The sequence below is a fragment of the Maribacter litopenaei genome, assembly GCF_025244665.1.
Lineage (GTDB): Bacteria > Bacteroidota > Bacteroidia > Flavobacteriales > Flavobacteriaceae > Maribacter > Maribacter litopenaei.
This window is the reverse complement of sequence record NZ_CP104205.1, coordinates 1,245,104-1,271,514: the sequence shown is the minus strand read 5'-3', so window position 1 is coordinate 1,271,514 and position 26,411 is coordinate 1,245,104. Positions and strand designations below refer to the sequence as shown.

Sequence of the window (26,411 nt, the reverse complement as noted above, 5' to 3'; positions counted from 1 at the left end):
ATCAAACTTCAACATTATATGAAAACCATAATGGTCAAAAAAAAGAGGGACATCAGCCATCAACCTATTGGACAGTTTGAGGAAACCCGCTTTGAAAAAATCCACAATGTGATTTTTTCTGATTCCAACGAAGCCTCAATTCGTGTAGCGGAGGAGATTGCGACCTCATCAGAAAAAAACAAAGTCAGAACAGAACATGTGTTTTGGGGCTCGCCACAGGCTCCTCTCCTATTCGAGTATATGAGGAGCTCGTGAGAATGCATAAGGAAGAAGGACTTAGCTTTCAGAATGTGGTAACCTTTAACCTTGACGAATATTTGCCCATGGAAAAAAGCAATATTCAAAGTTACCATTACTTTATGCACGAGCATCTATTCAATCATATTGACATCGACCCTGAAAACGTGCATATACCAGATGGAATGGTACCTTCTGAAGATACAGTAGCCTATTGTTTGGATTACGAGAGAAAAATTAAAGAATACGGCGGACTTGATTTTCAGTTACTGGGTATTGGTAGAACTGGACATATTGGGTTCAACGAACCTGGCTCCCATTACAATTCGGGAACCAGGGTCATAACCTTGGACCATATTACCAGGGTGGATGCTGCACCTTCTTTCCTTGGAATTGCCAATGTACCGAGAAAGGCCATCACCATGGGTATCGCAACTGTTCGCAAAGCAAAAAGAATCGTTCTTTTGGGTTGGGGTGAAAACAAAGCGGAAATTATCAAGAAAACCATTGAGGGTGAAATTTCATCCCATGTACCTGCAACTTACTTGCAAAATCATTCCAATTGCACCTTTATATTGGATACCGGGGCGGCATCGGAACTAACAAAAAATAAAACACCATGGCTTGTTGATGCGTGTGAATGGACTGAAGAGCTTAAGGCCAAGGCCATCATCCGGCTTTGCGAAGAGACCGGTAAGACCGTTTTAAGTCTCACAGATAAGGACTATAACGACAATGGCATGGCAGATCTTCTTTCCAACGAGGATTCATACGACCTAAATATTCAAATTTTCAACAAACTACAACATACCATTACGGGATGGCCAGGAGGTAAACCGAATGCCGATGACACGTACAGACCGGAAAGGGCCGAACCCATTAAAAAACGTGTCATCATTTTTAGTCCACATCCGGATGATGACGTAATTTCAATGGGAGGAACTTTCGATAGATTAGTAGAACAGGGTCATGAAGTCCACATAGTGTATCAAACTTCGGAAATATAGCGGTCTCCGATACGGACGCCCGTAAATTTGCAGAGATTGCCATGAACTTGAACCCTTCCGAAAAAGTTCAGGAAATTATAAACTCCATCAACAAAAAAAGTGAAAGCCAGGTTGACTCTCCCGAATTAAGAAAACTGAAGGGAAATATTAGGCGATCGGAGTCCTATGCAGCTACCGAGATATATGGGCCTGAAAGATGCCAATGTTCATTTCTTGGATCTGCCATTCTATGAGACGGGAACCATAAAAAAGAACAATCTTTCCGAAGAGGATATTGCTTTGATGATGGATATTATTAAACAAATAAAGCCGCATCAAATATATGCCGCCGGAGACTTGGCAGACCCCCACGGAACCCACAAGGTATGTTTGGATGCCGTTCGGAGGCTCTAAAACGATTAAAACCGGAACCTTTCATAAAAGACTGTTGGTTATGGTTATACAGAGGTGCTTGGCACGAATGGGATATCAATGAGATAGAAATGTGTGTACCCATGAGTCCGGGACAAGTCCTTAAAAAGCGAAATGCCATTTTTTGCCATCAATCCCAAAAGGATGGGGTCATGTTCCAAGGGGATGACGCCGAGAGAATTTTGGATGCGCGCCGAGGAACGAAACAGGGACACTGCGAACAAATACAAAGCCTTGGGAATGTCTTCATATGCTGCCATGGAAGCTTTTGTGAGACATAAATTTTAAAACTCTTAAAAAAGGGCCTATTTTCGATGTAATAGGCTCTTTTTATTTCTCCCATGCCCAAAAAGCTGTTCATAATTCTAATTGCGACCATCGTTAGTTCCTGCGGAGTCTTTACTACCAATATTCCACAACCAAAAAAGGAATTTCGTGGTGTTTGGATAGCTACCGTTGTCAATATTGATTGGCCCAAAAATGGATTGGATTCCGTAGAAAAACAAAAGGAAGACTACCTTAAGATTTTAGATTTTTATCAAAAATTGAACTACAACGCCGTCATCGTACAAATACGAGCGGCCGGAGATGCTTTTTATGATTCGGAATATGCACCCTGGTCAAGATTCTTAACAGGTAAGGAAGGGGAAAACACAAAGTGGGGAGAAGACCCATTGCAATGGATGATACATCAAGCACATGTTCGTGGTTTGGAATTCCACGCCTGGTTAAACCCTTATAGAGCTACGTTCGATTTAAATACCGATATCCTAAGTCCTACCCATGATTATATCATGAATCCCGACTGGATGGTCAAATATGGTAATAAATATTACTATGATCCAGGAAATCCCCAAGTTCAAAAAAATTGATCTCAATGGTAAAGGAACTTACGATTTCCTATAATATTGATGGTGTTCACTATGATGACTACTTTTACCCCTACACTATCAAAGATGAAGTCTTTAACGATAGTATCACCTATTACAACTGCTCACAACCCCAACAAACCTTAGCCGACTGGAGAAGAAGCAATGTTGACAGTCTTATTAAAAAAAGTTACCAAACCATTAAAGAGCATAAGCCGTGGGTACAATTTGGAGTTAGCCCATTTGGTGTGTGGAAAAATAAGTCCACTGATCCGAGGGGTTCTGATACCCAAGCAGGACAAACCACTTATGAAAACCTATATGCAGACCCACTATTATGGATGGAAAAGGGTTGGCTTGATTACATTGCTCCCCAAATTTATTGGAGTCCAGATATGCCGGTGGCATCTCATCGAACACTAGTAGAATGGTGGTCAAATAACAGTAGTAATAGCAATATTTATATTGGAAACGGGGCTTACAAGGTTCGAAACAATAGCGATCAATCCTGGAAAAAAAGAAAGAATTGCCCAACCAATTTAAACTGGCGAGGCAGACCCCGGAGGTATCCGGAAACATCATTTTCAGTGCAAAATCCCTAATGGAAAATAACCCGGACGTGGTTTCCTATTTGCGAAGAAAGTATTACAAATGGCCGGCCTTGACACCTGAAATTAGCGACGGACAAAAGCAAATTCTGAAAAACATCGACATTATTGGCAAAATACAATCGGATGATTATGTGACCTTGACTTTAGCGCACAACGATGCAATCAGATATGTACTTGTATATAAATCGGGAAAAAAATATACATCGAATCTACAAAGCAAAAAAATTGTGGATAAGATTTTCGTAAACACAGAAACAAATCAGATCCAAATCCCAAAATCGATCTTAACAGGGAATCATTTTGCCGTTACTTTTTGGATCGAAATGGTAGGGAATCCCAACCAACAATCTTACATTTAAAACAAATACCAGGGTATGGCAGAAAAGGATAAAGGCGCTTGGGGATGGGTCCTATTTTATATTTTACACAAGGCTTGCCCTATGTTTTGGTGGTGACCGTTTCGGTTATCATGTACAAGCAGTTGGGGGTGAGCAATACCGATATTGGACTCTATACCAGTTGGTTATACTTACCTTGGGTTTTGAAACCACTCACGGAGCCCTTTAGTAGACCTTAAAAGCACCAAACGAAAGTGGTTTTTGGCCATGCAGCTAGTTATTGCCATTGCCTTACTCGGAGTAGGGCTCAGCATTCCTACCAACATGTTTTTCGTTACTACCTTGGCCTGTTTTTGGATGGCCGCCTTTGCGTCGGCCACGAATGACATCGCTTCGGATGGTTATTACATGTTAGGGTTAACGGAAAAAAAGCAATCCTTTTTCGTAGGCATGCGTAGCACCTTTTACCGTTTGGCAATGGTGACCGGAGAAGGGCTTATCGTTATTATGGCGGGATTTCCGGAAAACAAATATGGGGACAATTCTAAAGCATGGAGCATTACCATGATAGCTGCGGCCGTTTTAATGCTGCTGCTGACCATCTCCAACTTTTTTGTGACCCCAAAATATGAATCGGAAGCATCGAATGTTGACGAAAAACCGAAAAGCTTCCTAGAGGTGTTCAAAACATTTTTTCAAAAGAAAAACATCGGTATCGCTCTCGGCTTTTATTTTGACATACCGACTAGGGGAATCACAGTTGGTAAAAATGGCCGCACCATTTATGCTTGATAGTACAGATAAAGGAGGTTTAGGGTACTCCACTGAACTCATCGGAACAATTTTTGGCACGGCTGGGGTCATTATGCTTTCCTTTGGTGGAATTCTTGGAGGCATCCTGATTTCCAGGGACGGACTTAAAAAATGGATGCTTCCCATGGTACTATCCCTTAATTTACCTAATATCTTATACGCAATTCGGCTATCACAAAAACGACCCATGTTGTCCCGGTTACGGCTACGGTCATGTTCGAGAAGTTTGGCTACGGATTTGGTTTTGCAGCTTTTCTAATGTACCTAATCTATATTGCGGAAGGGAAATCCAAGACCAGCCACTATGCCATCGCAACCGGATTTATGGCACTCGGCATGATGCTTCCAGGTATGATTAGTGGCTATATGCAACAATGGTTAGGTTATGATGGTTTTTTCATATGGGTGGTGATTGCCGCATTACCTGCTCTAATTCTGTTAAAATACATCTCCTATCCTCCTGAATTTGGAAAGAAAACTTCTAATTGATATGAAGGAGCTACCCACTTACAACGATGCTAAAACTCTCTTGAGTCCTATCCAAAAGATTGGACAGTTCTTTATGCCGGCAGCGTTCATCAATGATACCGAAGATGAAATTCGTGCCCTAGAGGATTTGATAAGGGATCATGGAATTGGTGGTATTTGCTTTTTTCATTCCCGGGCTAGTGCCGCTACCAATTTTGAGGGAAAAAAGAAGGTGTTACGCAACGAGGAGAGTTTTGAAACTCTAAAATCCTTGATAAAAAGATATCAGTCAGTATCAAAATATCCACTTTTTATTGCCATCGATGCGGAATGGGGCCTAGCCATGCGAATAGAGAATACTCCCCAATACCCATACGCAATTACCTTAGGTGCTTTTACAGGTAAGAAGCAATTGGTTTATGAAGTGGGTAAGAGCATTGCCCACGACTGTTTGGCCGCTGGCATTCATTGGAATTTGTCTCCGGTTGTAGATATTAACAATAATCCTGACAATCCCGTTATTGGATATAGATCTTTTGGTGATAACAGGGAACAAGTAACGCAAAAAGCCTTGGCTTATATAAAAGGAACCGAGAGTCCGGGAATATTGACAAGCATCAAACACTTTCCAGGTCATGGAGATACATCCGTAGATTCCCATCCGGGGATTCCGGTCATCGACAAATCCAAAAAGGAACTTACGGAAAATGAACTGTATCCTTTTCAGAATATAATATCTGAAGGTGTGGATGCTGTTATGGTTGGACATTTGTCCATTCCGGCCTTGGCCAAAGGAAAGCAGGAACCTGCAAGTATATCAAAAGATATAATTACCGATTTTTTACGGGGCGAAATGAATTTTAAAGGGGTGGTAATTTCAGACGCCCTCAACATGCACGCTGTGTCAAAAAACTATCCCGTTCCTGGTGAACTGGAATGGCTAGCATATAATGCAGGGAACGATATCCTTTGCTTTGCAGAACATGTAAAAGAGGGTATTGGGATCATCGCAAAAAATGCTTCCGAAAATCAACTGGAAGAAACCTTTGAACGGGTATGGAAACTCAAAGAAAAAGCTATGGGAAATCCGTATCAAAATAAATTCAAGGAACTATCCAAGAGTGCAGCATTAAACTGGCAAATCGCTAGAGAAAGCATTACGTTATACCATGGTACCGAAGCCGATATTACTGAGTTTAGCTCAGAAACTTTTTGCACACTCACTTTGAAGCGTACTCTTGAAAACGCTGCCCACGAGGAAATCCTTACTTTTTTGGAGGAAGCCAAACAAGAAATAAAAGAGGAGAAAAATATTCTTTTACTTCTAACTCCGCCCAAGGTAAAACCCGCAAACCAATTTGGCTTCTATCAAGAAGAAATCGATTTTATCAACACCATACTTGAAGAAAAGAACGTGGTCATTTACCATTTTGGAAACCCATATTCTTTGAAGCTTTTCGATATCAAAAATTCTTTGGCCACCGTATTGGTCTACCAAGATTTTACGGAATTTCAAGATGTGGCCACGGAACATTTCTTGGGAAAAATAAAGGCGAATGGAAAGCTACCTGTATCCCTAACCTGATGAACATGAAACTTTATAAAGTCGTTGGAATAATGTCCGGTACCTCATTGGATGGTTTGGATCTCGCATATTGTCAGTTACGGAGAAAGAAAGACCAATGGGAGTTTGAGATTAAAACTACAGAAAGCGTAACCTATTCAAAGGAAATGCAGAACGAACTAAAGGATGCCATCCATCTATCGGCGGAAAAATTGCTGCTACTACACAACGAGTATGGTATCCGGCTTGGGAAAAATGTCAAGGATTTCATTACCCAAAACGATTTGGAGGTCGATTTTATAGCCAGCCATGGCCATACATCACATCATAGACCGGAACTTGGATTTACCTTTCAACTAGGATCGGGACAACATTTGGCCAATGCTTCCGGACATAAAGTAATCTGTGACTTCAGAAGCAACGACCTCGCCTTGGGTGGACAAGGCGCGCCATTGGTACCTATTGGTGACCGATTGCTTTTCAGCGAGTATGATTTCTGCCTGAACCTTGGGGGAATCAGCAACATTTCCTTTGAATCTAGAGGAAGTAGAATTGCCTATGATATCGGCCTGGCGAATATGATATTGAATTATATCACAAGAAAAATCGGACTGGATTATGATAAAAATGGGGCTTTGGCAAAATCCGGCACAATTAACCCAAACATGTTAAAAAAACTAAATGACCTCAATTATTATCTGTTACCACATCCAAAATCCATAGGATATGAATGGTTTTTGGAGGAAGTGGTTCCCATTGTAGACGATACTGAAGATAGTACTGAAAATCTATTACATACCGCCGTTCATCATATCTGCGAAAAAATTGCCCAACAAGTGGCTTTAAATTCAAACAAAAAGACTCAAAAATTACTGATTACTGGAGGAGGCGCTCTTAACTCCTTTCTTATTGAAACAATAAGGCAAAAATTAAGTTCTAATATAGATGTAGTGGTTCCCGAAAAGAAATTAATCGAATTCAAGGAAGCGCTGGTTTTTGCCTTTATGGGCGTATTGAGGTCGGAAAGGGAAGTTAACGTACTCAAAACGGTAACGGGTGCCACACGGGATTCGTCGAGCGGGGTCATTTTCTTACCCAATTAAAGTATTTTCATTAAATTTCTATCTTAATTATACAATTCCTAGTAATGTCCGACAAACAAAAGCGAGCTTCCGCATACTGGAAGGAAAATGTTAGATATCTTTTTATTCTTTTAACAATTTGGTTCTTGGTTTCTTATGGGGCTGGAATCCTCTTTAAAGATGCTTTGGATACAATAAAAGTTGGTGGTTTCAAACTGGGTTTTTGGTTTGCACAGCAAGGATCTATCTATGTTTTTGTTATCCTGATTTTCGTATATGTCCGTCTCATGAACAAACTGGACAAAAAATATGGGTATGATGAATAGGCCTTTAAAACTATTCATGAAATGTTGCGAATACCAAAACACCAATCAAACTAAAAAAATATGAGCGTTCAAGTCTGGACCTACCTCCTTGTCGGAATTACTTTTGCCCTGTATATCGGTATTGCCATTTGGTCTCGAGCAGGTTCTACCAAAGACTTTTATGTGGCCGGCGGTGGGGTTTCACCATTGGCCAATGGCATGGCAACGGCTGCAGATTGGATGTCAGCTGCATCGTTTATTTCCATGGCCGGTATCATCGCCTTTGCCGGATATGATGGTTCTGTTTACCTCATGGGTTGGACAGGCGGATATGTCCTATTGGCACTTTTGTTGGCTCCATACTTGCGTAAATTTGGCAAGTTCACCGTGCCGGATTTCATAGGGGATCGTTACTATTCCAAAACAGCCCGGATCGTTGCCGTTATCTGTGCCCTAATTGTTTCCTTTACCTATGTAGCCGGACAAATGCGGGGAGTGGGTGTGGTTTTTTCAAGGTTTTTAGAGGTCGATATCAATACAGGGGTCATCATAGGGATGGTCATCGTACTTTTCTACGCCGTCCTTGGCGGAATGAAAGGCATCACATATACCCAAGTGGCTCAATATTGTGTGCTTATTTTCGCCTTTATGGTACCCGCCATATTTATTTCCATTCAAATGACCGGGAACCCTATTCCGCAACTGGGGATGGGATCCAAACTCGCCGATGGGTCGGGAATCTATCTTTTGGACAAATTGGATGGATTATCTACGGAATTGGGTTTTAATGCCTATACCAATGGCTCTAAATCAATGGCGGATGTTTTTGCCATAACCTTGGCCTTGATGGTGGGCACAGCAGGATTACCGCACGTTATCGTCCGATTCTTTACGGTAAAAAGAGTCAAGGACGCTAGAAAATCGGCCGGATTGGCACTCTTGCTTATTGCTATTTTATATACCACGGCACCCGCAGTTTCGGTATTTGCGGAACCAACATGATCAATACGGTCAATAACAAGGAATACAATGATTTGCCGGAATGGTTTACCAATTGGGAAACCACGGGCCTTTTACAATTCAACGATAAAAACGGAGATGGAAAAATTCAATATGTTGCGGACACCATTGTCAACGAACTAACCGTAGACCGGGATATTATGGTATTAGCCAATCCGAGAAATAGCCAACCTTCCAGCTTGGGTCATCGCTTTGGTAGCTGCGGGCGGGTTGGCCGCGGCACTGTCTACAGCCGCTGGGTTATTATTGGTGATTTCGGCTTCGGTATCACACGATTTAATTAAGAAAACGTTCAAACCCAATATTTCGGATAAAGGAGAACTCCGGGCAGCTCGTATTTCCGCTACCGTTGCCGTAATAATTGCAGGTTATTTTGGCATCAATCCACCTGGCTTTGTCGCCGCTGTGGTCGCATTGGCCTTTGGATTGGCAGCAGCTTCCTTTTTTCCGGCCATCGTACTTGGGATTTTTTATAAAAAAATGAACAAGGAAGGGGCCATCGCAGGTATGATTACCGGTACGCTTTTGATGTTATTCTATATGACCAAATTTAAGTTTGACTGGTTTGGAGGAGGCACTTCGGAAGATTGGTGGTTTGGAATCTCCCGGAAGGTTTTGGAAGTATCGCCATGCTCGTAAATTTTATTGTATCCATTATTGTCATGAAACTCACACCACCGCCACCTGAAAACGTTCAGGAAATTGTGGAGGACATAAGAATCCCAAGCGGCGCAGGGGAAGCTGTGGACCATTAAATTAATTCGTATTTTTAAAAGCCAAGACGAAATATGATTTGGAATATTTTCAATTTCGATTATCGAGTAAAATCAGCATACAAAAATGAGTAACTATCACATTAAACATTTAGAGGAATATTATCAAGTATATAGAAAATCGGTTCGTAATCCCGAAGCGTTTTGGGAAGAAATTGCTGAGGAACATTTTGTTTGGCGAAAGCGCTGGGACAATGTCCTTAGCTGGGATTTCAAAAAACCCGAGATCAAATGGTTCGAGGGTGCGCAGTTAAATATTACGGAAAACTGTATAGACCGTCATCTTCCTACCAGGGGAAATAAAACAGCCATTCTTTTTGAACCCAACGACCCTAAAGAAGAAGCAGAGCATATTACCTATAGACAATTGCACGAAAGGGTTTGTAAAATGGCCAATGTGTTATTGGAGAAAGGAATAAAAAAAGGAGATCGTGTTTGTATTTATCTCCCCATGATTCCGGAATTGGCGGTATCCGTATTAGCTTGTGCACGAATAGGTGCCATACATTCGGTGGTATTTGCTGGATTCTCCTCCAATGCTTTGGCTACGCGAATCAATGATTCCGACTGTAAATTGGTAATTACCTCGGACGGTTCCTATCGGGGTTCTAAAACCATTGACCTAAAGGGTATAGTGGATAAGGCTCCCGGAAGCCTGTCCTGGCGTTGAAAATGTGCTGGTAGCAAAACGCATCAATAGCGATATTGAAATGGTTCCTGAAAGAGATTACTGGTTGCAACCTTTATTAGACGATGCATATGGTGATAATGTGGCGGAAATTATGAATGCCGAAGACCCCTTGTTTATTCTTTATACCTCTGGTTCCACGGGAAGACCGAAGGGCATGGTACATACCACCGCAGGATATATGGTATATACGGCCTACACCTTTAAAAATGTATTTCAATATAGGGAACAGGATGTCTACTGGTGTACTGCCGACATTGGATGGATAACGGGTCATTCGTATATCGTCTACGGACCTTTGGCCAACGGTGCTACTACTGTTATGTTCGAAGGTGTTCCCTCCTACCCTGACTACGGTCGGTTTTGGGAAGTGGTCCAAAAGCATAAAGTGACCCAATTCTATACAGCTCCAACGGCGATTAGGGCCCTGGCGAAAGAAAATCTTGATTATGTCGAAAAATACGACCTATCTAGCTTAAAGGTTTTGGGTTCCGTGGGGGAACCTATCAATGAAGAGGCATGGCATTGGTACAACAATAATGTGGGAAAAAAACAAAGTCCCATTGTAGATACTTGGTGGCAAACGGAAACCGGGGGTATCATGATCAGCCCTATTCCTTACGTGACGCCCACTACTCCAACCTATGCAACGTTACCGTTTATTGGAATCCAACCGGCTCTAATGGACGAAAACGGAAAGGAAATCAAAGGGAATCAGGTTGATGGCCGACTCTGCATAAAGTTTCCTTGGCCTTCGATGGCGAGAACCATTTGGGGCAACCACGAACGCTATAGAGACACTTACTTTTCCGCCTATGAAGACATGTATTTTACGGGAGATGGCGCACTACGAGATGCCGTTGGATATTATCGTATTACGGGCCGTGTAGATGATGTTATCATCGTATCCGGTCATAATCCGGGTACCGCCCCAATTGAAGACTCGATCAATGAGCATCCAGCCGTGGCCGAATCCGCCATTGTCGGGTTCCCACATGATGTAAAAGGGAATGCGCTTTACGGGTACATAATTCTGAAAGAGACAGGCGAAAGTAGGGACAAAAATAATCTTAGGAAGGAAATCAATCAGCAGATTACGGAGCAAATCGGCCCTATTGCCAAACTGGATAAAATCCAATTTGTATCCGGACTTCCAAAGACACGAAGTGGAAAAATCATGCGAAGAATCCTGCGTAAAATTGCAAGTAAGGATACATCTAATCTTGGGGATACCAGTACGCTATTAAATCCCGAAATTGTTCAGGAAATAATGGATGAGGCCCTATGAGATAATTTTGCTGCTTTAGCCTATCAGAATTGAGCGTCCAGGAATATCTTATTTAATGGGTTTTATCATTATTATTTTGGCTCTTGTTTATGCATTTTATGTTTTTTCAAATGAGGATTTGAAATTGGAAAAAATCAAATCCTATCTTGGAAGAGAGAATCCGGAATATGTTAACCATAGGAAAGTTGTTAAACCTTATAACGCCAATTTTGAAATAGGAGAAAACCTTTTGACATGGCTTTACTTCAGAAAACATCATTATGAAATAGATGCCCTGAACTTAATCGGAGATCCTGTAGTTGTTTCAGCAATTCATTATCAATCAATGTTATTCTTTTTTAAAAACAGAACCTATTTTACGATTTCTGAAATATAAATTGAACTTGAATTTACCAGGTATTAAGTTCAGGAAATAATGGATAAAGCGTTTTAATCCTATTGATACGCGCGGTTACTGGCAAACAGTGGTCTTGTTTTAAACGCAACGAACAGGACCACTGAGATGAGTCCACAAACCCCAAGCCCCGCAAAAAGTGCCCATACGGAATCCGTTATAAATTTACCTATGTAAATAGAAATGGGGATGGACAAAACCGTTGATACAAAACCTGTAATAGCAGCTCCTATGCCCGCAATATGGCCAATGGGCTCCATGGCGATAGACCTCAAATTCCCCCAAATAAAACCTAAACATAAAAATAGTACCGAAAGAAAACTGAGTAAAACCGGAACGCTTGGGTCAGGCTGGTTCCGAGAAAACAACACTATAGAGCAGGGCAATCCCCGTGAAAGCGGACAATGCCACAAAAGATAGGTTTCGCATTCCAAATCGGATTACCAGTGTACCGTTCGTTAATGTGGAGAAACCGATAGATATTGCCAATCCCGCAAAAATTAAGGGAAAACTATCGGCCATTCCATATAGTTCTTCAAATACATGTTGAGCGGAACTTAAATACACTAGAAAAGAACCTGTAATCAACCCTGAAATTATGGTAGCGGAAACAGTCTCACGATATTTAAAGATTTCCTTGGTGCCTTGAATAAATACTGACGATTTAAAAGGAACTTTATATTCGGGCTTCAACGTTTCTTCCTGCCTTTTATAAAACCAAATACATACTATCAAAGCAAAAAACAGTTGCGCGTAGAATATGCCCTCCCAACTGGAAAAACTCATGATAAACTTACCGAAAGCAGGTGCAACAACAGGGATTAAAATAAAAAATGCGGTAACAAATGACATGATTTTAGCCATGTAGTCGCCCCTGTAGGTGTCCCTAATGATAGAAATACTAATGGTACGAGGTGCGGAAAGTCCTACTCCTTGAAGAATCCTTCCAATAATCATGATTTCCAGATTCGGTGCCAAAAGGCATATAATACTGGCCACCCCAAAAACTGCAAAACCAATATAAACAATGGGCTTCCTTCCCAAACTATCGGAGATGGGGCCAAAGAACAACTGACCTACCCCAAGCCCCAAAAATATCATAATAATCAATAATTGATTTTGGGTAGGATCTAAGCTATTAATAGCAATTCCAATATCTGAAATTGCCGGTATTAATGCATCGATTGTTAGGGCCACAATGGACATCAAAGAGGCCATCAATGCAACAAACTCAAAATTAGGTTTTACTTGTTCATTTTGCATGGTGCAAAAGTAGCCCTAAATACCGCAAAGATCGTTACCTAATCTTCAATTTTAAGTTTTGTGCCTTTTTGATATTCAAATATGTATTTTTGGGCTAAATACTAATTGAATGCTGATTATAGGAATAGCGGGAGGAACCGGATGTGGAAAGACAACCGTGGTAAATCAAATCATCAATGAATTACCTAAGAACGAAGTAGGAGTCATTTCACAGGATTCCTATTATAACGACCTTTCCCATCTTCCACTTGGAGAAAGGAGAAAGACCAATTTTGACCACCCCAGCGCTATCGATTTTAAATTATTGGAAGAACATCTCAAATCCCTTAAGGCCGGGCACTCCATAGAACAACCTGTATATTCCTTTTTGGAATGTAATCGAACCGAAAAAACTATACCGACACATCCACGGAAAGTAATGATCGTAGAGGGCATCTTAATTTTGACAAATGCCGAAATCCGAAACATGTGCGACATAAAAATCTTTGTACATGCCGATTCAGATGAACGACTTATACGCAGGTTAAAAAGGGATGTAAACGAAAGGGGGTGGAATTTGAACGAAACCTTGGACAATTACCAAAATGTCATAAAACCTATGCACGATCAGTTTATCGAGCCTACCAAGGAATATGCCGACATAATTATCCCAAATAATAAATATAATACCGTGGCCGTTGAAATTGTAAGGAGCATCATTAACGAAAAATTAGCAGAGGTCTAATGGGGTTAAAGGAATTAAGGAAGAAAAAATGGTTCAAGGTCATGACCAATATCTATGTCCTAGTATTGACCATATTCGTTATCCGGATGGTCTTTTTTGACACCAACTCCTTGTTGATACATATGGAACTGAAACGCGAGATCAACAAACTAGAAAAAACCCAGGAGTTCCTTAAAAAGGAAATCGCAAAGGATAAAAAAGTTATCGAAAAATTGTCCAGCGAAGAAGAGTTGGAAAAATTTGCCCGGGAAGAATATTATTTAAAGAAAAAAAACGAAGAAATCTATTTGATAGAATATGAGGACAGCCTAAAACTCAGCGAAAAGAACAAATAATCTTAATCCATCCAAACACTTCTCCTAATTCACATATTATCTGTAAAGTTTTGACATATAAAACTTTAACGCTATTTTAATGAAAAGCTTTTGGTTATTCACCTAGTGTTAACAAAATCCTTTTATCAGCCCCACAAATAATCGTATTTTTACACCCTAACTTACTTTGAATATGGGCAAGATAATTGCTATAGCAAATCAAAAAGGTGGTGTTGGCAAAACGACTACGACCGTTAATCTGGCGGCCTCGCTTGGAGTACTTGAAAAGAAAGTACTCTTGATCGATGCAGACCCACAAGCCAACGCTACTTCGGGGTTGGGTATCAATGTGGACAGTATCGAATTGGGGACCTATGAACTGTTGGAGCATACAAAAACTGCCAAGGAAGCAATAATTCCAACAACCTCCCCAAACGTTGATTTGATTCCAGCCCATATTGATTTGGTGGCCATTGAAATAGAATTGGTGGATAAGGATGAGCGTGAATATATGATGAAAAAGGCCATCATGGAGCTTAAGGACGATTATGACTATATATTAATTGATTGTGCACCCTCCTTAGGTTTATTGACTTTAAATGCCTTGACAGCGGCAGATTCCGTTATTATACCTATACAATGTGAATACTTTGCCTTAGAAGGCTTGGGTAAGCTTTTAAATACTATTAAAAGTGTACAAAGAATTCACAATCCGCAATTGGATATTGAAGGGATGTTGTTGACCATGTACGATTCCGGATTACGACTGTCCAACCAAGTAGTGGAAGAGGTCAAAAAGCATTTTGGTGATATGGTTTTTGAAACGATTATACAGCGAAATGTACGTTTGAGCGAAGCACCAAGTTATGGAGAAAGCATTATAAAGTATGATGCAGCCAGTAAGGGGGCAACAAACTACCTCAATTTGGCAAACGAGGTGGTCAAGAAAAATAAGCAGACAGCATAAATGGCAAAAGCAGTAAAAAAACAGGCTTTGGGTAGAGGATTATCGGCATTGTTGAAAGACCCGGATAATGATATACAATCTGCAACGGATAAAAATGCCGACAAAGTCGTAGGTAATATTATCGAACTGGATTTAGAACACATTGAGGTCAATCCGTTTCAGCCACGATCTAATTTTAATGACGAGACGTTACAGGAATTGGCCACTTCCATTAGGGAATTAGGTGTTATCCAACCCATTACCGTTAGAAAGCTTGGTTTTAACAAATATCAATTAGTTTCCGGGGAGAGGCGATTTAGAGCCTCCAAATTAGTGGGTCCGGATACAATTCCAGCCTACATACGCATCGCCAATGACCAAGAATCCTTGGAAATGGCTTTGGTAGAAAACATTCAAAGACAGGATCTTGACCCTATTGAAATTGCCCTGTCCTATCAAAGGCTTATAGATGAAATAAATCTAACCCAAGAAAAATTAAGCGATAGAGTGGGAAAAAAACGCTCTACTATAGCTAACTATCTTAGATTATTAAAGTTGAATCTCATAATACAAACGGGGATGCGCGATGGTTTTTTGAGCATGGGTCATGGTAGGGCTTTGGTGAACATTGAAAGTAGACAAGACCAAATAGCCCTGTACGAAAAGATTGTGGGGCAAAACTTATCTGTTAGGGACACGGAAAACGCAGTAAAAAATTATCATCAAAAAGATGTGCCTAAACCTACCAAATCAAAGGTAGAAACCCCAACCTATGTTTCATCAGGTGTAGAGGAAATATCCAAACATCTTTCCGCAGGTATTAAAGTGAAGACTTCGGAGCTTCAAAAGGAAGTATTACAATTCCTTTTCATTCCGAGAGAAGAATTCGAGCGTATAAAAAAGCTGATCACGGGTGCATAAACACTTTTCAATATTCTCCCTTTTATTTTTTTTGGCCGTCGCGTCTTACTCCCAAGAGGAAGAGAGCCCGGAGGAAAAAGTAACGGATACCGTTACAAACTCACTTAGTACCGATGTCATGGTCATGGACGATTCCTTAACGGTCAAGAAAAGAAGGAATATAAATCCATTGGCACCCAGCAAGGCCGCATTTTATTCTGCCGTACTTCCCGGTCCGGGTCAAATCTATAACAAAAGATACTGGAAGGTTCCACTTGTGTGGGGCGCTATTGGAGGAAGCGTTTATGCATATACTTGGAACAATGACAATTACAAAAGATTTAGAACGGCATTTAAAAGGAGACAAGCCGGTTTTACCGATGATGAATTCAATGGCGAAGGTAATTTTCCTTTCTTGGACGACGGCGACCTTGAAAACCAACAGGAACGTTTTCAGCGTGACCGAGATCTTTGGTTGGTGTTGTCCATTGTGGCCTATAGTTTGAATATTATAGATGCCAATGTAGACGCCCACCTAAAGCAATTTAATATCGACAACAATCTTGCCCTAGATTTTGAACCTTATTTAGACTTGAATGCCGTTACCAATAATCCAACTTATGGAATGGCATTAACCATAAAATTTTAAATATGAATATTGCACTTTTCGGTTATGGAAAAATGGGGAAAATGATTGAATGCCTGGCCGTAGAAAGAGGTCATGAAATCGTTGCCAAAATAGATGTCGGAAGTGGAGAAATTGATTTCGCAAAAATCGATGTGGCCATAGACTTTAGTACACCTGATGCTGCTTATGAAAATATCACCTCTTGTTTGAAAAACAATACGCCCATAATTTCAGGCACTACCGGTTGGCTGGAGAAATTCGATGATGTTGTTCAATTTTGTGAGGAAAAAAATGGTGCCTTTATTTATGCCTCCAATTTTAGTTTAGGGGTAAATATCTTTTTTGAACTTAACGCCCATTTAGCAAAAATGATGAAGAACCTTTCTCAGTATGAGGTATCCCTGGAAGAAATACATCATACCCAAAAACTGGATGCTCCCAGTGGTACGGCCATTACCTTAGCAGAAGGAATCATTGCCAATACGGATTACCAAAAATGGAAACTGGATGAAAGTGGGTATAAACAGATACCGATTACCTCCAAAAGAATTGGGGATACACCAGGGACACATACTGTAGAATATACCAGTGAAGTAGATAGCATAGAGATTAAACATACAGCCCAAAACCGCGAGGGCTTTGCCTTGGGAGCCGTTGTAGCGGCAGAATGGATTTTGGGAAAAACTGGGGTTTTTACCATGAAAGATGTGTTAAACCTGGGTTAAAATAAGTAACAATACTTTAAATGATAGACAGATACTATCAAATTAACGTTCCTCTATGGAGCATTGTATAATCTAAATTACCTCGGAGCAAGCTCACGAGTCAATGAAGAAAACAGATAAACGAAATTTGACGGAAGCGTCGGAAGATTTAAATCTCGATTATAGAGTAAAAACATAAAATCATGAATGGTACCCAGTGGATTATTTTCATTTTAGCAGTTCAGGTAATTCATTTTCTAGGAACTTGGAAACTTTATATCAAGGCCGGCCGTAAAGCCTGGGAGGCCATTATTCCTGTTTACAATGCTATTGTATTGATGCAAATAATAAATCGACCTAAATGGTGGGTCATTTTATTGTTTATCCCCATCATCAATCTACTAATGTTTCCGGTAATCTGGGTAGAAACAATCAGAAGTTATGGAAGAAATAGCCTTTTGGAATCATGGTTGGTAGTCTTGACTTTAGGGTTCTATATCTTCTATGTAAACTATGCATTGGATGTAAAGTATATTGAAAATAGAAGCCTTCATCCTGGAACTGCACTGGGCGAATGGGTTAGCTCCATTGTTTTTGCGGTAGTCGCGGCAACCTTGGTTCACACATACTTTATTCAACCCTATGTGATTCCTACTGGATCTTTGGAAAGAACCCTGCGCGTAGGTGACTTTTTATTCGTGAGCAAATTCCATTATGGTGCCAGGACCCCTATGACGACAGTTGCGGCACCTATGGTTCATGATACCTTGCCAATTATCGGCACAAAATCCTATCTGAACAAACCACAACTACCGTACTTTAGACTTCCAGGTTTTACAAAAGTAAAGCGTAACGATATCGTAGTTTTTAGTTGGCCGGCCGACACGGTGCGGCAATTTTTTAGGGCAGAAGCCGGGGTAAAAAAACCTATAGACAAAAAATCCAACTATGTAAAACGATGTGTAGGAATACCTGGGGATTCCTTGGAAGTACGGGACGGTTATGTCTTTATAAACGGTAAGCAATTGGAACTTCCGGGCAGTGCTAAACCACAGTATGATTACATTGTATATTCCCAAAAAGGGGTTTCTTCTAGACTTTTGGACGACCTAGGTATTACTGATTTTACCGTGAAAATACATTTCAGGGCCGGTAAGCCAGCAACAGGCTCAAGCGATTAATCCCTATTTAAAAGGTTTCAACCAATTGGCAGATGGACAATTGGAACTCTACACCGGAAGTTCAGGGTTTCCAGCTGGTTTTATTAAAAAACATCGACTTTCACTTAAGGAAGTTACAGATCGTGAACGATTGGTACCATTAACGGATGAAATGGTGGCGACGCTGCGAAAAGATTCCGGTATTGATTCCGTTGTACGTCAAATTGTACCCAAGGGAAAGAGGGGAATCAACCTATTCCCGCAAAGTCCGGATTATCCATGGAACTATAGCCAAATGGGGCCTATTTATATTCCAAAGGAAGGAACAACAGTATCTCTGAACCTTAAAGTATTGCCTTTGTATAAAAAGATTATTAGGGAGTATGAAGGTAATTCCATTGATGTATCGGGTAATCAAATTTTAATCAATGGTCAGGTGGCAGACACATATACATTTGCACAGGACTATTATTGGATGATGGGGGATAACAGGACCACTCTGAAGATAGTAGGGCCTGGGGGTATGTACCTGAAAACCATATCGTAGGAATCCCAATATTTATTTGGATGAGCTTTGACAATTTCACCGAGCCCATGTCCAACTGGCGCCCTAGATGGGATAGGATCTTTACTACCGTAAATGGTGATGGAGAACCGCAATCCTATTTCAAGTATTTCTTAATACTCCTAGTGGCATACTTTGTGGGTAATTGGTTTTGGAAACGAAAGAAGGCCAAATAATTTCTAAAGTATCTAATGACCGTACTTCATCCTGCATATTTTCCCAATGTGGCCTTTTTCAATGTTTACACAAAGTCCAAGGATATCGTGTTTGAGTTACAGGACAATTATCAAAAACAAACCTACAGGAATAGGGCCTATATCTGCACGGATCGGGGCAAGCATATACTAAGTGTTCCCATTATACATACCAAAGGTAAAAATGGCCGACAATACTACAAGAAAGTCAAACTGGATAATTCATATCCATGGCAGCGGCAGCATTGGAGAACCTTGGAAACGGCCTACAGAACTTCACCATTTTTTGAGTTTTATGAAGATGAGATTCGACCATTGTACAAAAAGGAGTTTGACCGTCTCATAGAATTCAATTTGGCATCGATTGAAATTATCTGTGACTGCCTCCAATTGGACCTTTCTGATAAATTCACGGAAGAATATTCATTCAATCATGCAAATGATTATCGATTCTTAGTAAATGCCAAAAAAGAGGTACCCCAAGATTTTCCGAGTATGTTCAGGTTTTTGGAGACCGACATGGGTTTATCCCCAACCTTAGTATTTTGGACGTGCTTTTCAACTTAGGATACTAATACCTTGGTGTATCTAAAGGATATTGAAATACTGAAGCAAAATGCTTAGGTTCATTATACACTATGGTATTCACTTTATTGTCCCAGTTCTAATTGCCTTATTGTTTTTCAAGGAACATCGGTTAAAAGTCTGTTTTATATTATTGGCAGGGATACTTACGGATGTTGACCATCTTTTGGCCACTCCTATTTTTGATGCCAGTCGATGTAGTATCAATTTCCATCCCTTGCACACCTATTGGTCGATGGGGATTTATTTTTTGATGTTGTTTTGGAGAGTGTCCAGAATTTGGGGAATTGCCTTTTTAATACACATGGTCGCCGATTTCACAGATTGTCTATTCATGCGGTCCAACTTTTAGGGTTGCCATAATAGGCTCATGGTCGGACAAGCTTACCTTATAGTTTTTATGGCTCAAAATATCAATGCCCGGATCCGCTAAAATAAAATCGATTCGCAATGGGAATTTCCAAAATTTAATGGTTGTTCCATAGCCATTTCCCTTTTCCAAAAAGCTATCTTCCATATCCTGCTTTAACTCTTGATAGGCATAAGAATATTGCGTATTGTTCATATCGGCGCAGACAATCTTTTTGTAATCGACCTGATTCATATGCGCTCTTATCAAATCGGCCTGCTCCTGTTGTTTGGCAAAGGAATAGCGTAATCTTCCCAATAATCTATCCGATCGTTCCCGTTTTAAGCTTCTTGGACGCACTTTTAAAGATTCCAAATGTAAATTATAGACTCGCAAGGTGTCCTTTTTATATCTGATATCAACATAAATGCTATTATTCAAACTATTAGGAAATTTCAAGGATCCTTCCTCTACTATTGGATATTTAGAATAAATAGCCTGATTAGTTTTTCCACTACTATAAGGTGTTTGACTAAAATATTTAAAATGTTTAAGTCGTTCATTCCAAATTCTACTATATTCCTGGATACATAAAATATCGGGATCTTCCTTTTTAATGAATTCAATTATTCCCTTTCCCTGAATACTCCTTCCATTGCCATTATCATCATTAAATTTCTCAACATTGTAGCTCATAACCTTTAAAACATCCTCTTCATTATTATCAGTCGAATTAAATTGGACAAAAGATCCCAAACTAAAACATCCCAATACCAAAACGGCAAAAGACAACCATAATTTTTTCGGTACCACCATTAACCAATAAAGAAGAAACAGAAAATTTGTCAGTACAAGAACCGGTACTGTTAGGCTTAAAAATGATAGACTGGCCGACTTTGTATAAGGAACGATACAAGCCAATAACAACAAAGCCGAGGAGACTATATTCAATCCGTAAACGGTCTTACTCCATATTGACATCTACAACAAACTCTATTTATTCCTTACCTGCCTTAAAAAGAAAATCCTTCTCCGCTTTGGAAAGGCTTTCATAGCCGAGACTTACTAATTTTGTCCAATATGGCATCTATCTTTTTCTGCTTGCTTAGGGCATCATAGTCTTTTGTATTCCTTGTAGAATTCGAACTCTTGTTCTTATAAACCGTTTTTAATGGAGCCTTTTTCTCCGAACGCTTGAACAAATTGGCAATACTGTCAAAAAACTTGGAAAAACCTGCCCCTATATCGTTCCCCTTGAATAATTGATTGGCATACAAATACCCTAATAGGGCACCTCCCAAATGGGCCAAGTGACCTCCGGCATTTCCACTAGTAGGTAATTGGATCAAATCCATTAAAACAACAAATACACCAATATACCAAAGCTTTATATTGAAAAAAATAACCCTTACCTCTTGGTTGGGAATATAGGTACAAATAAATATCAGTATAGCACTTGCCCCTGCAGAGGCGCCAATCAAAGCGGCATTTACGTTAAAGAATGCCGGGAAGATATTATAACCCAGCATAAAAAAAAGGCCCCCAAGAATGACCCCTAGAAAATAGACATTTAAAAAACGTCTTCCGTCAAAGAGGTTCAAAAATATCCTCCCTACAAAAAATATAAGGAGCATGTTCCAGAATAAATGACCTAAACCACCATGAAAAAATGAATAGGTGATTATAGACCAGGGCTGCACCAAAAACCCAAAGAAATCATTGGGCAGTTCAAACCATTGTACGAAGCTATTCTTTGAGATACCCAATAAAAAAGGAATGAGGGCATTGATGATATATACTACTACATTAATGGCAATAAGTTTCTCAGCAACGCTAAGTCTCGCATACTGGTATTTTAAATTTGGTCCTGCCATTATCTGTCCCACCGATTATTATTAAACTGATTTTTCCTCCAGTACCACATCATAAGAAATCCTACCAAGGCACCCCCAACATGCGCAAAATGTGCAATACCCTGCCCAAATATTCCATAACCTGTAATACCGGAGAATAAATCCAAGGCAATCAACACCGGAATGAAATATTTAGCCTTTATGGGAACCGGAAGAAAAATCAAAAAGAGCTCACTGTTAGGATATGACATGCCAAATGCCACAAGTACACCATAAATAGCTCCCGAAGCTCCTACTGCTGGTGTATGATAGGCACTTAAGAAATTATCGATTGTTGACTTCCCAGCAATATTGTACCATTCCGTATTGTATTGGCCCCTTGAAACAATATCCATTACCGAACTTTCAGAAACACCGGAGCTTACTATAGCATTAAGTCCTTCCTGAAAATAGTAATAATTGACACCTGTATGAAGCAAGGCAGCCCCTAATCCCGCTGAAAAATAAAAAAACAAAAATTTGTTTCTTCCCCACATTCTTTCCAAAGGGGTTCCAAAGGCATAAAGGGCGTACATATTGAAAAGAATATGCATAAACCCACCATGCATAAACATATGGGTAACTATTTGCCATAGCCCAAAATTTTCATTTTTAGGAAACCAAAGGGAAAACCATTGATACATTTGATCCCCATAAATATTGGTGGCAACAAAAAATAAAATATTGATGATTAATAAGTGCTTTATCGCCTCGGTAATTCTGCTCATTTATATAAATTTTCTATCAATATCATTCTCTGTTATGGTCGTATAGGTACGTTTATTAAAAGGGCTCAAAGCACTTTCCTTACAGGCAAAGAGATCGTTTACCAAGCCTACCTGAGAGCGCTCATCGAGAACCTCTCCAGTTTTAACGGACAGGGTTTTGGATAAGGTCTTTGCCAACATATCCACTTGGGAAAAACTATCTTCCACCACCTCCATCCGGAAATCAGAAATGAGTTGTTCCATAACCATTTGTACCTCACTCTCGGTCACGACCACGGGCACACCCCTCACCTCCACAGTTTCTACGGTGATATTACCAAAAATGAATCCCACAGCACAAAGACTTTCTTTTATTTCCTTTAAAATGGATATTTCTCCACGAGTAAAATTAAGGGTCAATGGAAACAATAACTGTTGGCTCACCGCTTCCTTTATTGTTATATTCTTTAAAAAACCTTCATAAAGTACCCGCTGGTGCGCTCTGCTCTGATTGATAATCAACATCCCGGATTTTATGGTGGAGACTATATATTTCTTTCGAAGTTGAAAGGTCGTGGTTACCGTATCTTGGGTTTCCAAGCCAGTATCAAAAATGGAGCTATTGATTCCTTCAGATTCCATTTCCGAACATCGGCCTCTTTATGGGAGATTTTTCGCTCCAAGCCTTCATACATACTTTCCCATCCCTTGGCACTGGAATGCTTGGGATAAGAGGCTGTCTTTGTTGACGAAACTTTTTTAAAAGGATTAAAATCCGCGTCTACAGTAATACTAGGTACTGATATCGCCTTATCCTTAAAATTATAAGGAGTTTCCAAATTTTGGTCCTTATCAAAATCCAAGGAAGGGGCTACATTAAATTGTCCCAAACTATGTTTTATCGTAGATTTTAGATAAGCATATAAAGTGTGCTCATCATCAAACTTCACTTCTGTTTTAGTGGGATGTATATTGATATCTATAGTGGCTGGATCGACATCCAAGCAAATAAAATAACCTGGATGAGTACCAGGTTTTATCAATCCATCAAAAGCGCCTAAAACGGCGTGGTGCAAATACGGACTTTTAATGAATCGGCTATTGGCAAAAAAGAATTGCTCTCCCCTACTCTTTTTGGCAAACTCCGGTTTTTGGATGTATCCTGATATTTTTACCACATTGGTTTCCTCGTTGATGGGAACCAACTTTTCATTCGTTTTTCTACCAAAAATCTGTACGATTCGTTTTTTTAAATCTGTGGATGGGAGATTAAACACATCACTACCGTTATTATAAAAACTGAAAGAAATTTGGGGATGTGCCAAGGCCACCCGGTGGAATTCATCTGTAATGTGCCTAAATTCCACTTGATCCGACTTTAAGAAATTACGTCCGGCAGGTATATTAAAAAAAAGGTTTTTTACCATCATGGAAGTTCCCTTGGGCAACACTGCTACCTCTTGGCCAATCACCCTACTTCCCTCAATTTTTATATGTGTACCTACTTCCTCCTCTTCTGTACGTGTCGTCATTTCCACGTGGGCTATTGCCGCAATCGATGCCAATGCTTCGCCCCTGAAACCTTTCGTATGCAAATTAAAAAGGTCCTCGGCTTTTTGGATTTTTGAAGTGGCGTGGCGTTCAAAACTCAAGCGGGCATCGGTATCACTCATTCCTATTCCGTTGTCCACAACCTGAATCAAGGTCTTCCCGCCGTCCTTAACTATCAATTTTATATCGGTCGATTGGGCATCAATAGCATTTTCCAGCAACTCCTTTACCACGGAGGCCGGTCGCTGAACTACTTCTCCCGCTGCTATCTGATTGGCAACGTGGTCGGGTAAAAGTCTAATGATATCCGCCATTATCAGGAAAAAAATATAGAAAGGTCGAAATCAATAATGTACAAGCAAATCAAAATGAGAACGACCAAAATAACTACGAATCGGATTTTTACGTTTCTATCTCCTTCCCTACGGCTGTCCTCCAGCACATTACTGATTTTATTCTTTAAGCCCCGTTGGTTATGCAGGGTGCTACGAAACTGATCAAATTTAGGTTCTATCCTATAGGGGCTTCCTTTACCCTTATCGTCATAAAATCTAGGATTGTACTCGAACCTTCTATTTTTTCGTAAACGTGTTATTTTACTCAGGAATCCCATAGGTTCAAAGTTACTCAAATTAGGAAAAAGCCCCGTACAAGGATCCCTAAAATTTGTTAACACACCGCAATGCCTAAAAATTCGGATTACCTAGGGTGTTGGGGTACGGCAGTACGATAAAAAGAAAAGAAACGGCTATCTACCCAATACGGCCATTTTTATTGCAGCTATGGCCGCTTCGGCACCTTTGTTGCCATGCTTTCCGCCGCTTCGATTCATGGCTTGTTGCATGGTATTGTCTGTCAACACACAAAAAATGACCGGAACCTCCTCTTGAACATTAAGGTCCTTAATTCCCTGGGCGGTAGCGCTACAGACAAAATCAAAATGTTTGGTTTCTCCTTGTATTACACTTCCAATGGCGATTACGGCATCCAACTTTTCTTGCCGAATCATTTTCTTGCACCCAAATGTGAGCTCAAAGCTTCCCGGCACGTTCCACCTAATAATGTTGGAATCCTGTGCACCGCAATCTTTAAGCGCCGCCTCGGCTCCGTCATACAAGCCCTCGGTGATATTGGAATTCCACTCAGAGACAACAATCCCAAACCGAAGGTCCTTCGCGTTTGGGATCGTATCTTTGTCGTATTCTGATAAGTTCTTGTTTTCCGTGGCCATTATGCCCCCGTTTTGGCGATGCCTATAAAAGCATCGATGGAATTTGCCTCTTGGGATGCGGAAAATTCTTCCTTGATTCTTTGGAAGTACTCCAAGGCCTTTGATTTGTTATCCATTTCAAGGGCGGTAACCCCAGCCTTGTACAAAAACTTGGGAGTAGTGTACTCATTCGTACTGTGCTTAAAGGCCGCTTCGTAATACCCCAATGCATCGGACGGTTGATCCAACTGCATAAAAGCGTCTCCAAGTCCGCCTTTTGCCGGAGCACCTAAAATATCATCATCAGAACTAAAATCTTCCAAATAATCTATGGCCTCTTGATACTTGTTCATGTTCAAATAGGACATTCCAGCGGAATAGTTGGCAAGATTCGCAGCCTTGGTACCGCTGTATTCCTCAATTATATCCAAGAAACCGTATTTCCCTTCGGCACCTTCCAACGCTAAAGTGAACAAAGAATCCTTTGCTGTAGTGCTGTTTAAAGCCTGGTCAAAATATTGCTGCGGATAATACATTTCATTAGCGGCATTTGCCTCTTTCGGTTTTAACACAAATTGATTGTATGCTAAATAGCCCAATACCGCAACAGCGATTACCCCAATGGTACCTAAGATGTAATTTTGATTTTTAGAAACCCATTCCTCGGTTCTTGAAGCACCTTCATCCAACGAACTAAAAACTTCAGCCGTTGTACTTTCTTGCTCTTCAAACTCCTGAGCCTCAACCTTTGTTTTGGGTTTAAATCCTCTTTTCTTGTATGTTGCCATCTCTATTTTTATTGGTCGCGCAAAAATAAAGTTTTTATTGAAATCCAATAGTGTATTTATTCG

26 protein-coding genes and 5 pseudogenes are annotated in these 26,411 nt (G+C 40.3%); 23 read left to right on the top strand and 8 right to left on the bottom strand.

Going from position 1 to position 26,411, the window contains the following annotated elements:
• Window positions 1-18: 18 nt before the first annotated feature.
• From nagB to NYZ99_RS06790, 14 genes and pseudogenes are all read left to right on the top strand, one after another.
• Window positions 19-1,943: pseudogene (gene nagB / locus NYZ99_RS06840) on the top strand (glucosamine-6-phosphate deaminase).
• 53 nt (window positions 1,944-1,996) lie between these two features.
• On the top strand, window positions 1,997-2,527 hold the full coding sequence (locus NYZ99_RS06835) for a glycoside hydrolase family 10-like protein (protein ID WP_260574547.1): 531 nt from the start codon (window positions 1,997-1,999) through the stop codon (window positions 2,525-2,527).
• A gap of 5 nt (window positions 2,528-2,532) precedes the next feature.
• Complete coding sequence (locus NYZ99_RS06830) at window positions 2,533-3,126, top strand: glycoside hydrolase family 10-like protein (protein ID WP_260574545.1); 594 nt, start codon at window positions 2,533-2,535, stop codon at window positions 3,124-3,126.
• Complete coding sequence (locus tag NYZ99_RS06825; protein ID WP_260574543.1) at window positions 3,126-3,494, top strand: hypothetical protein; 369 nt, start codon at window positions 3,126-3,128, stop codon at window positions 3,492-3,494. Before NYZ99_RS06830 ends, NYZ99_RS06825 begins: the two co-directional genes overlap by 1 nt.
• A gap of 44 nt (window positions 3,495-3,538) precedes the next feature.
• A complete protein-coding gene (locus NYZ99_RS21520; RefSeq protein WP_338039366.1) occupies window positions 3,539-3,712 on the top strand; it encodes a hypothetical protein in 174 nt (57 codons plus the stop codon).
• 28 nt (window positions 3,713-3,740) lie between these two features.
• Window positions 3,741-4,265 carry an MFS transporter gene (locus NYZ99_RS21515; RefSeq protein ID WP_338039441.1) on the top strand — a complete coding sequence of 175 codons (525 nt, stop codon included), beginning with the start codon at window positions 3,741-3,743 and terminating at the stop codon, window positions 4,263-4,265.
• Entirely contained in the window at window positions 4,258-4,545 is a 288-nt protein-coding gene (locus NYZ99_RS21510) for a hypothetical protein (protein WP_338039365.1), read from the top strand. Before NYZ99_RS21515 ends, NYZ99_RS21510 begins: the two co-directional genes overlap by 8 nt.
• A complete protein-coding gene (locus NYZ99_RS21505; protein WP_338039364.1) occupies window positions 4,545-4,775 on the top strand; it encodes a hypothetical protein in 231 nt (76 codons plus the stop codon). The genes NYZ99_RS21510 and NYZ99_RS21505 overlap by 1 nt, the downstream gene beginning before the upstream one ends.
• Before the next feature lies 1 nt (window position 4,776).
• The gene (locus NYZ99_RS06815; RefSeq protein WP_260574542.1) at window positions 4,777-6,339 is read left to right on the top strand and encodes a glycoside hydrolase family 3 protein; all 1,563 of its coding nucleotides are present in this window, start codon (window positions 4,777-4,779) and stop codon (window positions 6,337-6,339) included.
• 5 nt (window positions 6,340-6,344) lie between these two features.
• Window positions 6,345-7,421, top strand: coding sequence for an anhydro-N-acetylmuramic acid kinase (locus NYZ99_RS06810; protein ID WP_260574541.1), 1,077 nt, complete (start codon window positions 6,345-6,347; stop codon window positions 7,419-7,421).
• Between the two features lie 44 nt (window positions 7,422-7,465).
• On the top strand, window positions 7,466-7,726 hold the full coding sequence (locus NYZ99_RS06805; RefSeq protein ID WP_260574540.1) for a DUF4212 domain-containing protein: 261 nt from the start codon (window positions 7,466-7,468) through the stop codon (window positions 7,724-7,726).
• A gap of 60 nt (window positions 7,727-7,786) precedes the next feature.
• Window positions 7,787-9,480: pseudogene (locus tag NYZ99_RS06800) on the top strand (sodium:solute symporter family protein).
• 85 nt (window positions 9,481-9,565) lie between these two features.
• Window positions 9,566-11,474 (top strand): annotated as a pseudogene (gene acs, locus NYZ99_RS06795) (acetate--CoA ligase).
• A gap of 55 nt (window positions 11,475-11,529) precedes the next feature.
• Window positions 11,530-11,850, top strand: coding sequence for a hypothetical protein (locus NYZ99_RS06790; RefSeq protein ID WP_260574539.1), 321 nt, complete (start codon window positions 11,530-11,532; stop codon window positions 11,848-11,850).
• 59 nt (window positions 11,851-11,909) lie between these two features.
• Here NYZ99_RS06790 and NYZ99_RS21500 read toward each other — a convergent pair whose 3' ends face one another.
• Both NYZ99_RS21500 and NYZ99_RS06785 read right to left on the bottom strand, forming a co-directional pair.
• Entirely contained in the window at window positions 11,910-12,143 is a 234-nt protein-coding gene (locus NYZ99_RS21500; protein WP_338039363.1) for a hypothetical protein, read from the bottom strand.
• 70 nt (window positions 12,144-12,213) lie between these two features.
• Window positions 12,214-13,131 carry an MFS transporter gene (locus tag NYZ99_RS06785; protein ID WP_338039362.1) on the bottom strand — a complete coding sequence of 306 codons (918 nt, stop codon included), beginning with the start codon at window positions 13,129-13,131 and terminating at the stop codon, window positions 12,214-12,216.
• 109 nt (window positions 13,132-13,240) lie between these two features.
• On the opposite strand from NYZ99_RS06785, the gene udk reads away from it, so the two are divergent.
• The 9 genes and pseudogenes from udk to NYZ99_RS06740 all read left to right on the top strand — a co-directional run bounded on the left by udk (window position 13,241) and on the right by NYZ99_RS06740 (window position 20,203).
• On the top strand, window positions 13,241-13,855 hold the full coding sequence (gene udk / locus NYZ99_RS06780; protein ID WP_260574538.1) for a uridine kinase: 615 nt from the start codon (window positions 13,241-13,243) through the stop codon (window positions 13,853-13,855).
• A complete protein-coding gene (locus tag NYZ99_RS06775; protein ID WP_260574537.1) occupies window positions 13,855-14,190 on the top strand; it encodes an FtsB family cell division protein in 336 nt (111 codons plus the stop codon). The genes udk and NYZ99_RS06775 overlap by 1 nt, the downstream gene beginning before the upstream one ends.
• 172 nt (window positions 14,191-14,362) lie before the next feature.
• The gene (locus tag NYZ99_RS06770) at window positions 14,363-15,136 is read left to right on the top strand and encodes a ParA family protein (protein WP_260574536.1); all 774 of its coding nucleotides are present in this window, start codon (window positions 14,363-14,365) and stop codon (window positions 15,134-15,136) included.
• The gene (locus NYZ99_RS06765; RefSeq protein WP_260574535.1) at window positions 15,137-16,036 is read left to right on the top strand and encodes a ParB/RepB/Spo0J family partition protein; all 900 of its coding nucleotides are present in this window, start codon (window positions 15,137-15,139) and stop codon (window positions 16,034-16,036) included.
• A gap of 31 nt (window positions 16,037-16,067) precedes the next feature.
• The gene (locus NYZ99_RS06760) at window positions 16,068-16,664 is read left to right on the top strand and encodes a DUF5683 domain-containing protein (protein WP_260574534.1); all 597 of its coding nucleotides are present in this window, start codon (window positions 16,068-16,070) and stop codon (window positions 16,662-16,664) included.
• 2 nt (window positions 16,665-16,666) lie between these two features.
• Complete coding sequence (dapB, locus tag NYZ99_RS06755) at window positions 16,667-17,368, top strand: 4-hydroxy-tetrahydrodipicolinate reductase (protein WP_260574532.1); 702 nt, start codon at window positions 16,667-16,669, stop codon at window positions 17,366-17,368.
• 182 nt (window positions 17,369-17,550) lie between these two features.
• A pseudogene (gene lepB, locus NYZ99_RS06750) lies at window positions 17,551-19,248 on the top strand (signal peptidase I).
• Between the two features lie 15 nt (window positions 19,249-19,263).
• On the top strand, window positions 19,264-19,833 hold the full coding sequence (locus NYZ99_RS06745) for a WbqC family protein (protein ID WP_338039361.1): 570 nt from the start codon (window positions 19,264-19,266) through the stop codon (window positions 19,831-19,833).
• Window positions 19,834-19,882: 49 nt separating this feature from the next.
• Window positions 19,883-20,203, top strand: a complete 321-nt coding sequence (locus NYZ99_RS06740; protein ID WP_260574531.1) for a DUF6122 family protein — start codon at window positions 19,883-19,885, stop codon at window positions 20,201-20,203.
• On the opposite strand, the gene NYZ99_RS06735 is transcribed toward NYZ99_RS06740, so the two are convergent.
• The 6 genes and pseudogenes from NYZ99_RS06735 to NYZ99_RS06705 all read right to left on the bottom strand — a co-directional run bounded on the left by NYZ99_RS06735 (window position 20,180) and on the right by NYZ99_RS06705 (window position 26,348).
• Entirely contained in the window at window positions 20,180-20,992 is an 813-nt protein-coding gene (locus NYZ99_RS06735) for an endonuclease/exonuclease/phosphatase family protein (protein WP_260574530.1), read from the bottom strand. The genes NYZ99_RS06740 and NYZ99_RS06735 overlap by 24 nt on opposite strands.
• Window positions 20,993-21,249: 257 nt before the next feature.
• Window positions 21,250-22,074: a rhomboid family intramembrane serine protease gene (locus NYZ99_RS06730; RefSeq protein ID WP_338039360.1), complete on the bottom strand. Its 825-nt coding sequence runs from the start codon at window positions 22,072-22,074 to the stop codon at window positions 21,250-21,252.
• On the bottom strand, window positions 22,074-22,820 hold the full coding sequence (locus NYZ99_RS06725) for a rhomboid family intramembrane serine protease (protein WP_260574529.1): 747 nt from the start codon (window positions 22,818-22,820) through the stop codon (window positions 22,074-22,076). Before NYZ99_RS06725 ends, NYZ99_RS06730 begins: the two co-directional genes overlap by 1 nt.
• Window positions 22,821-24,664: pseudogene (gene mutL / locus NYZ99_RS06720) on the bottom strand (DNA mismatch repair endonuclease MutL).
• Window positions 24,665-25,098: 434 nt separating this feature from the next.
• Window positions 25,099-25,581, bottom strand: a complete 483-nt coding sequence (gene ribH / locus NYZ99_RS06710) for a 6,7-dimethyl-8-ribityllumazine synthase (protein ID WP_260574526.1) — start codon at window positions 25,579-25,581, stop codon at window positions 25,099-25,101.
• Window positions 25,581-26,348, bottom strand: coding sequence for a tetratricopeptide repeat protein (locus tag NYZ99_RS06705; RefSeq protein ID WP_260574525.1), 768 nt, complete (start codon window positions 26,346-26,348; stop codon window positions 25,581-25,583). The genes ribH and NYZ99_RS06705 overlap by 1 nt, the downstream gene beginning before the upstream one ends.
• Window positions 26,349-26,411: the final 63 nt, after the last annotated feature.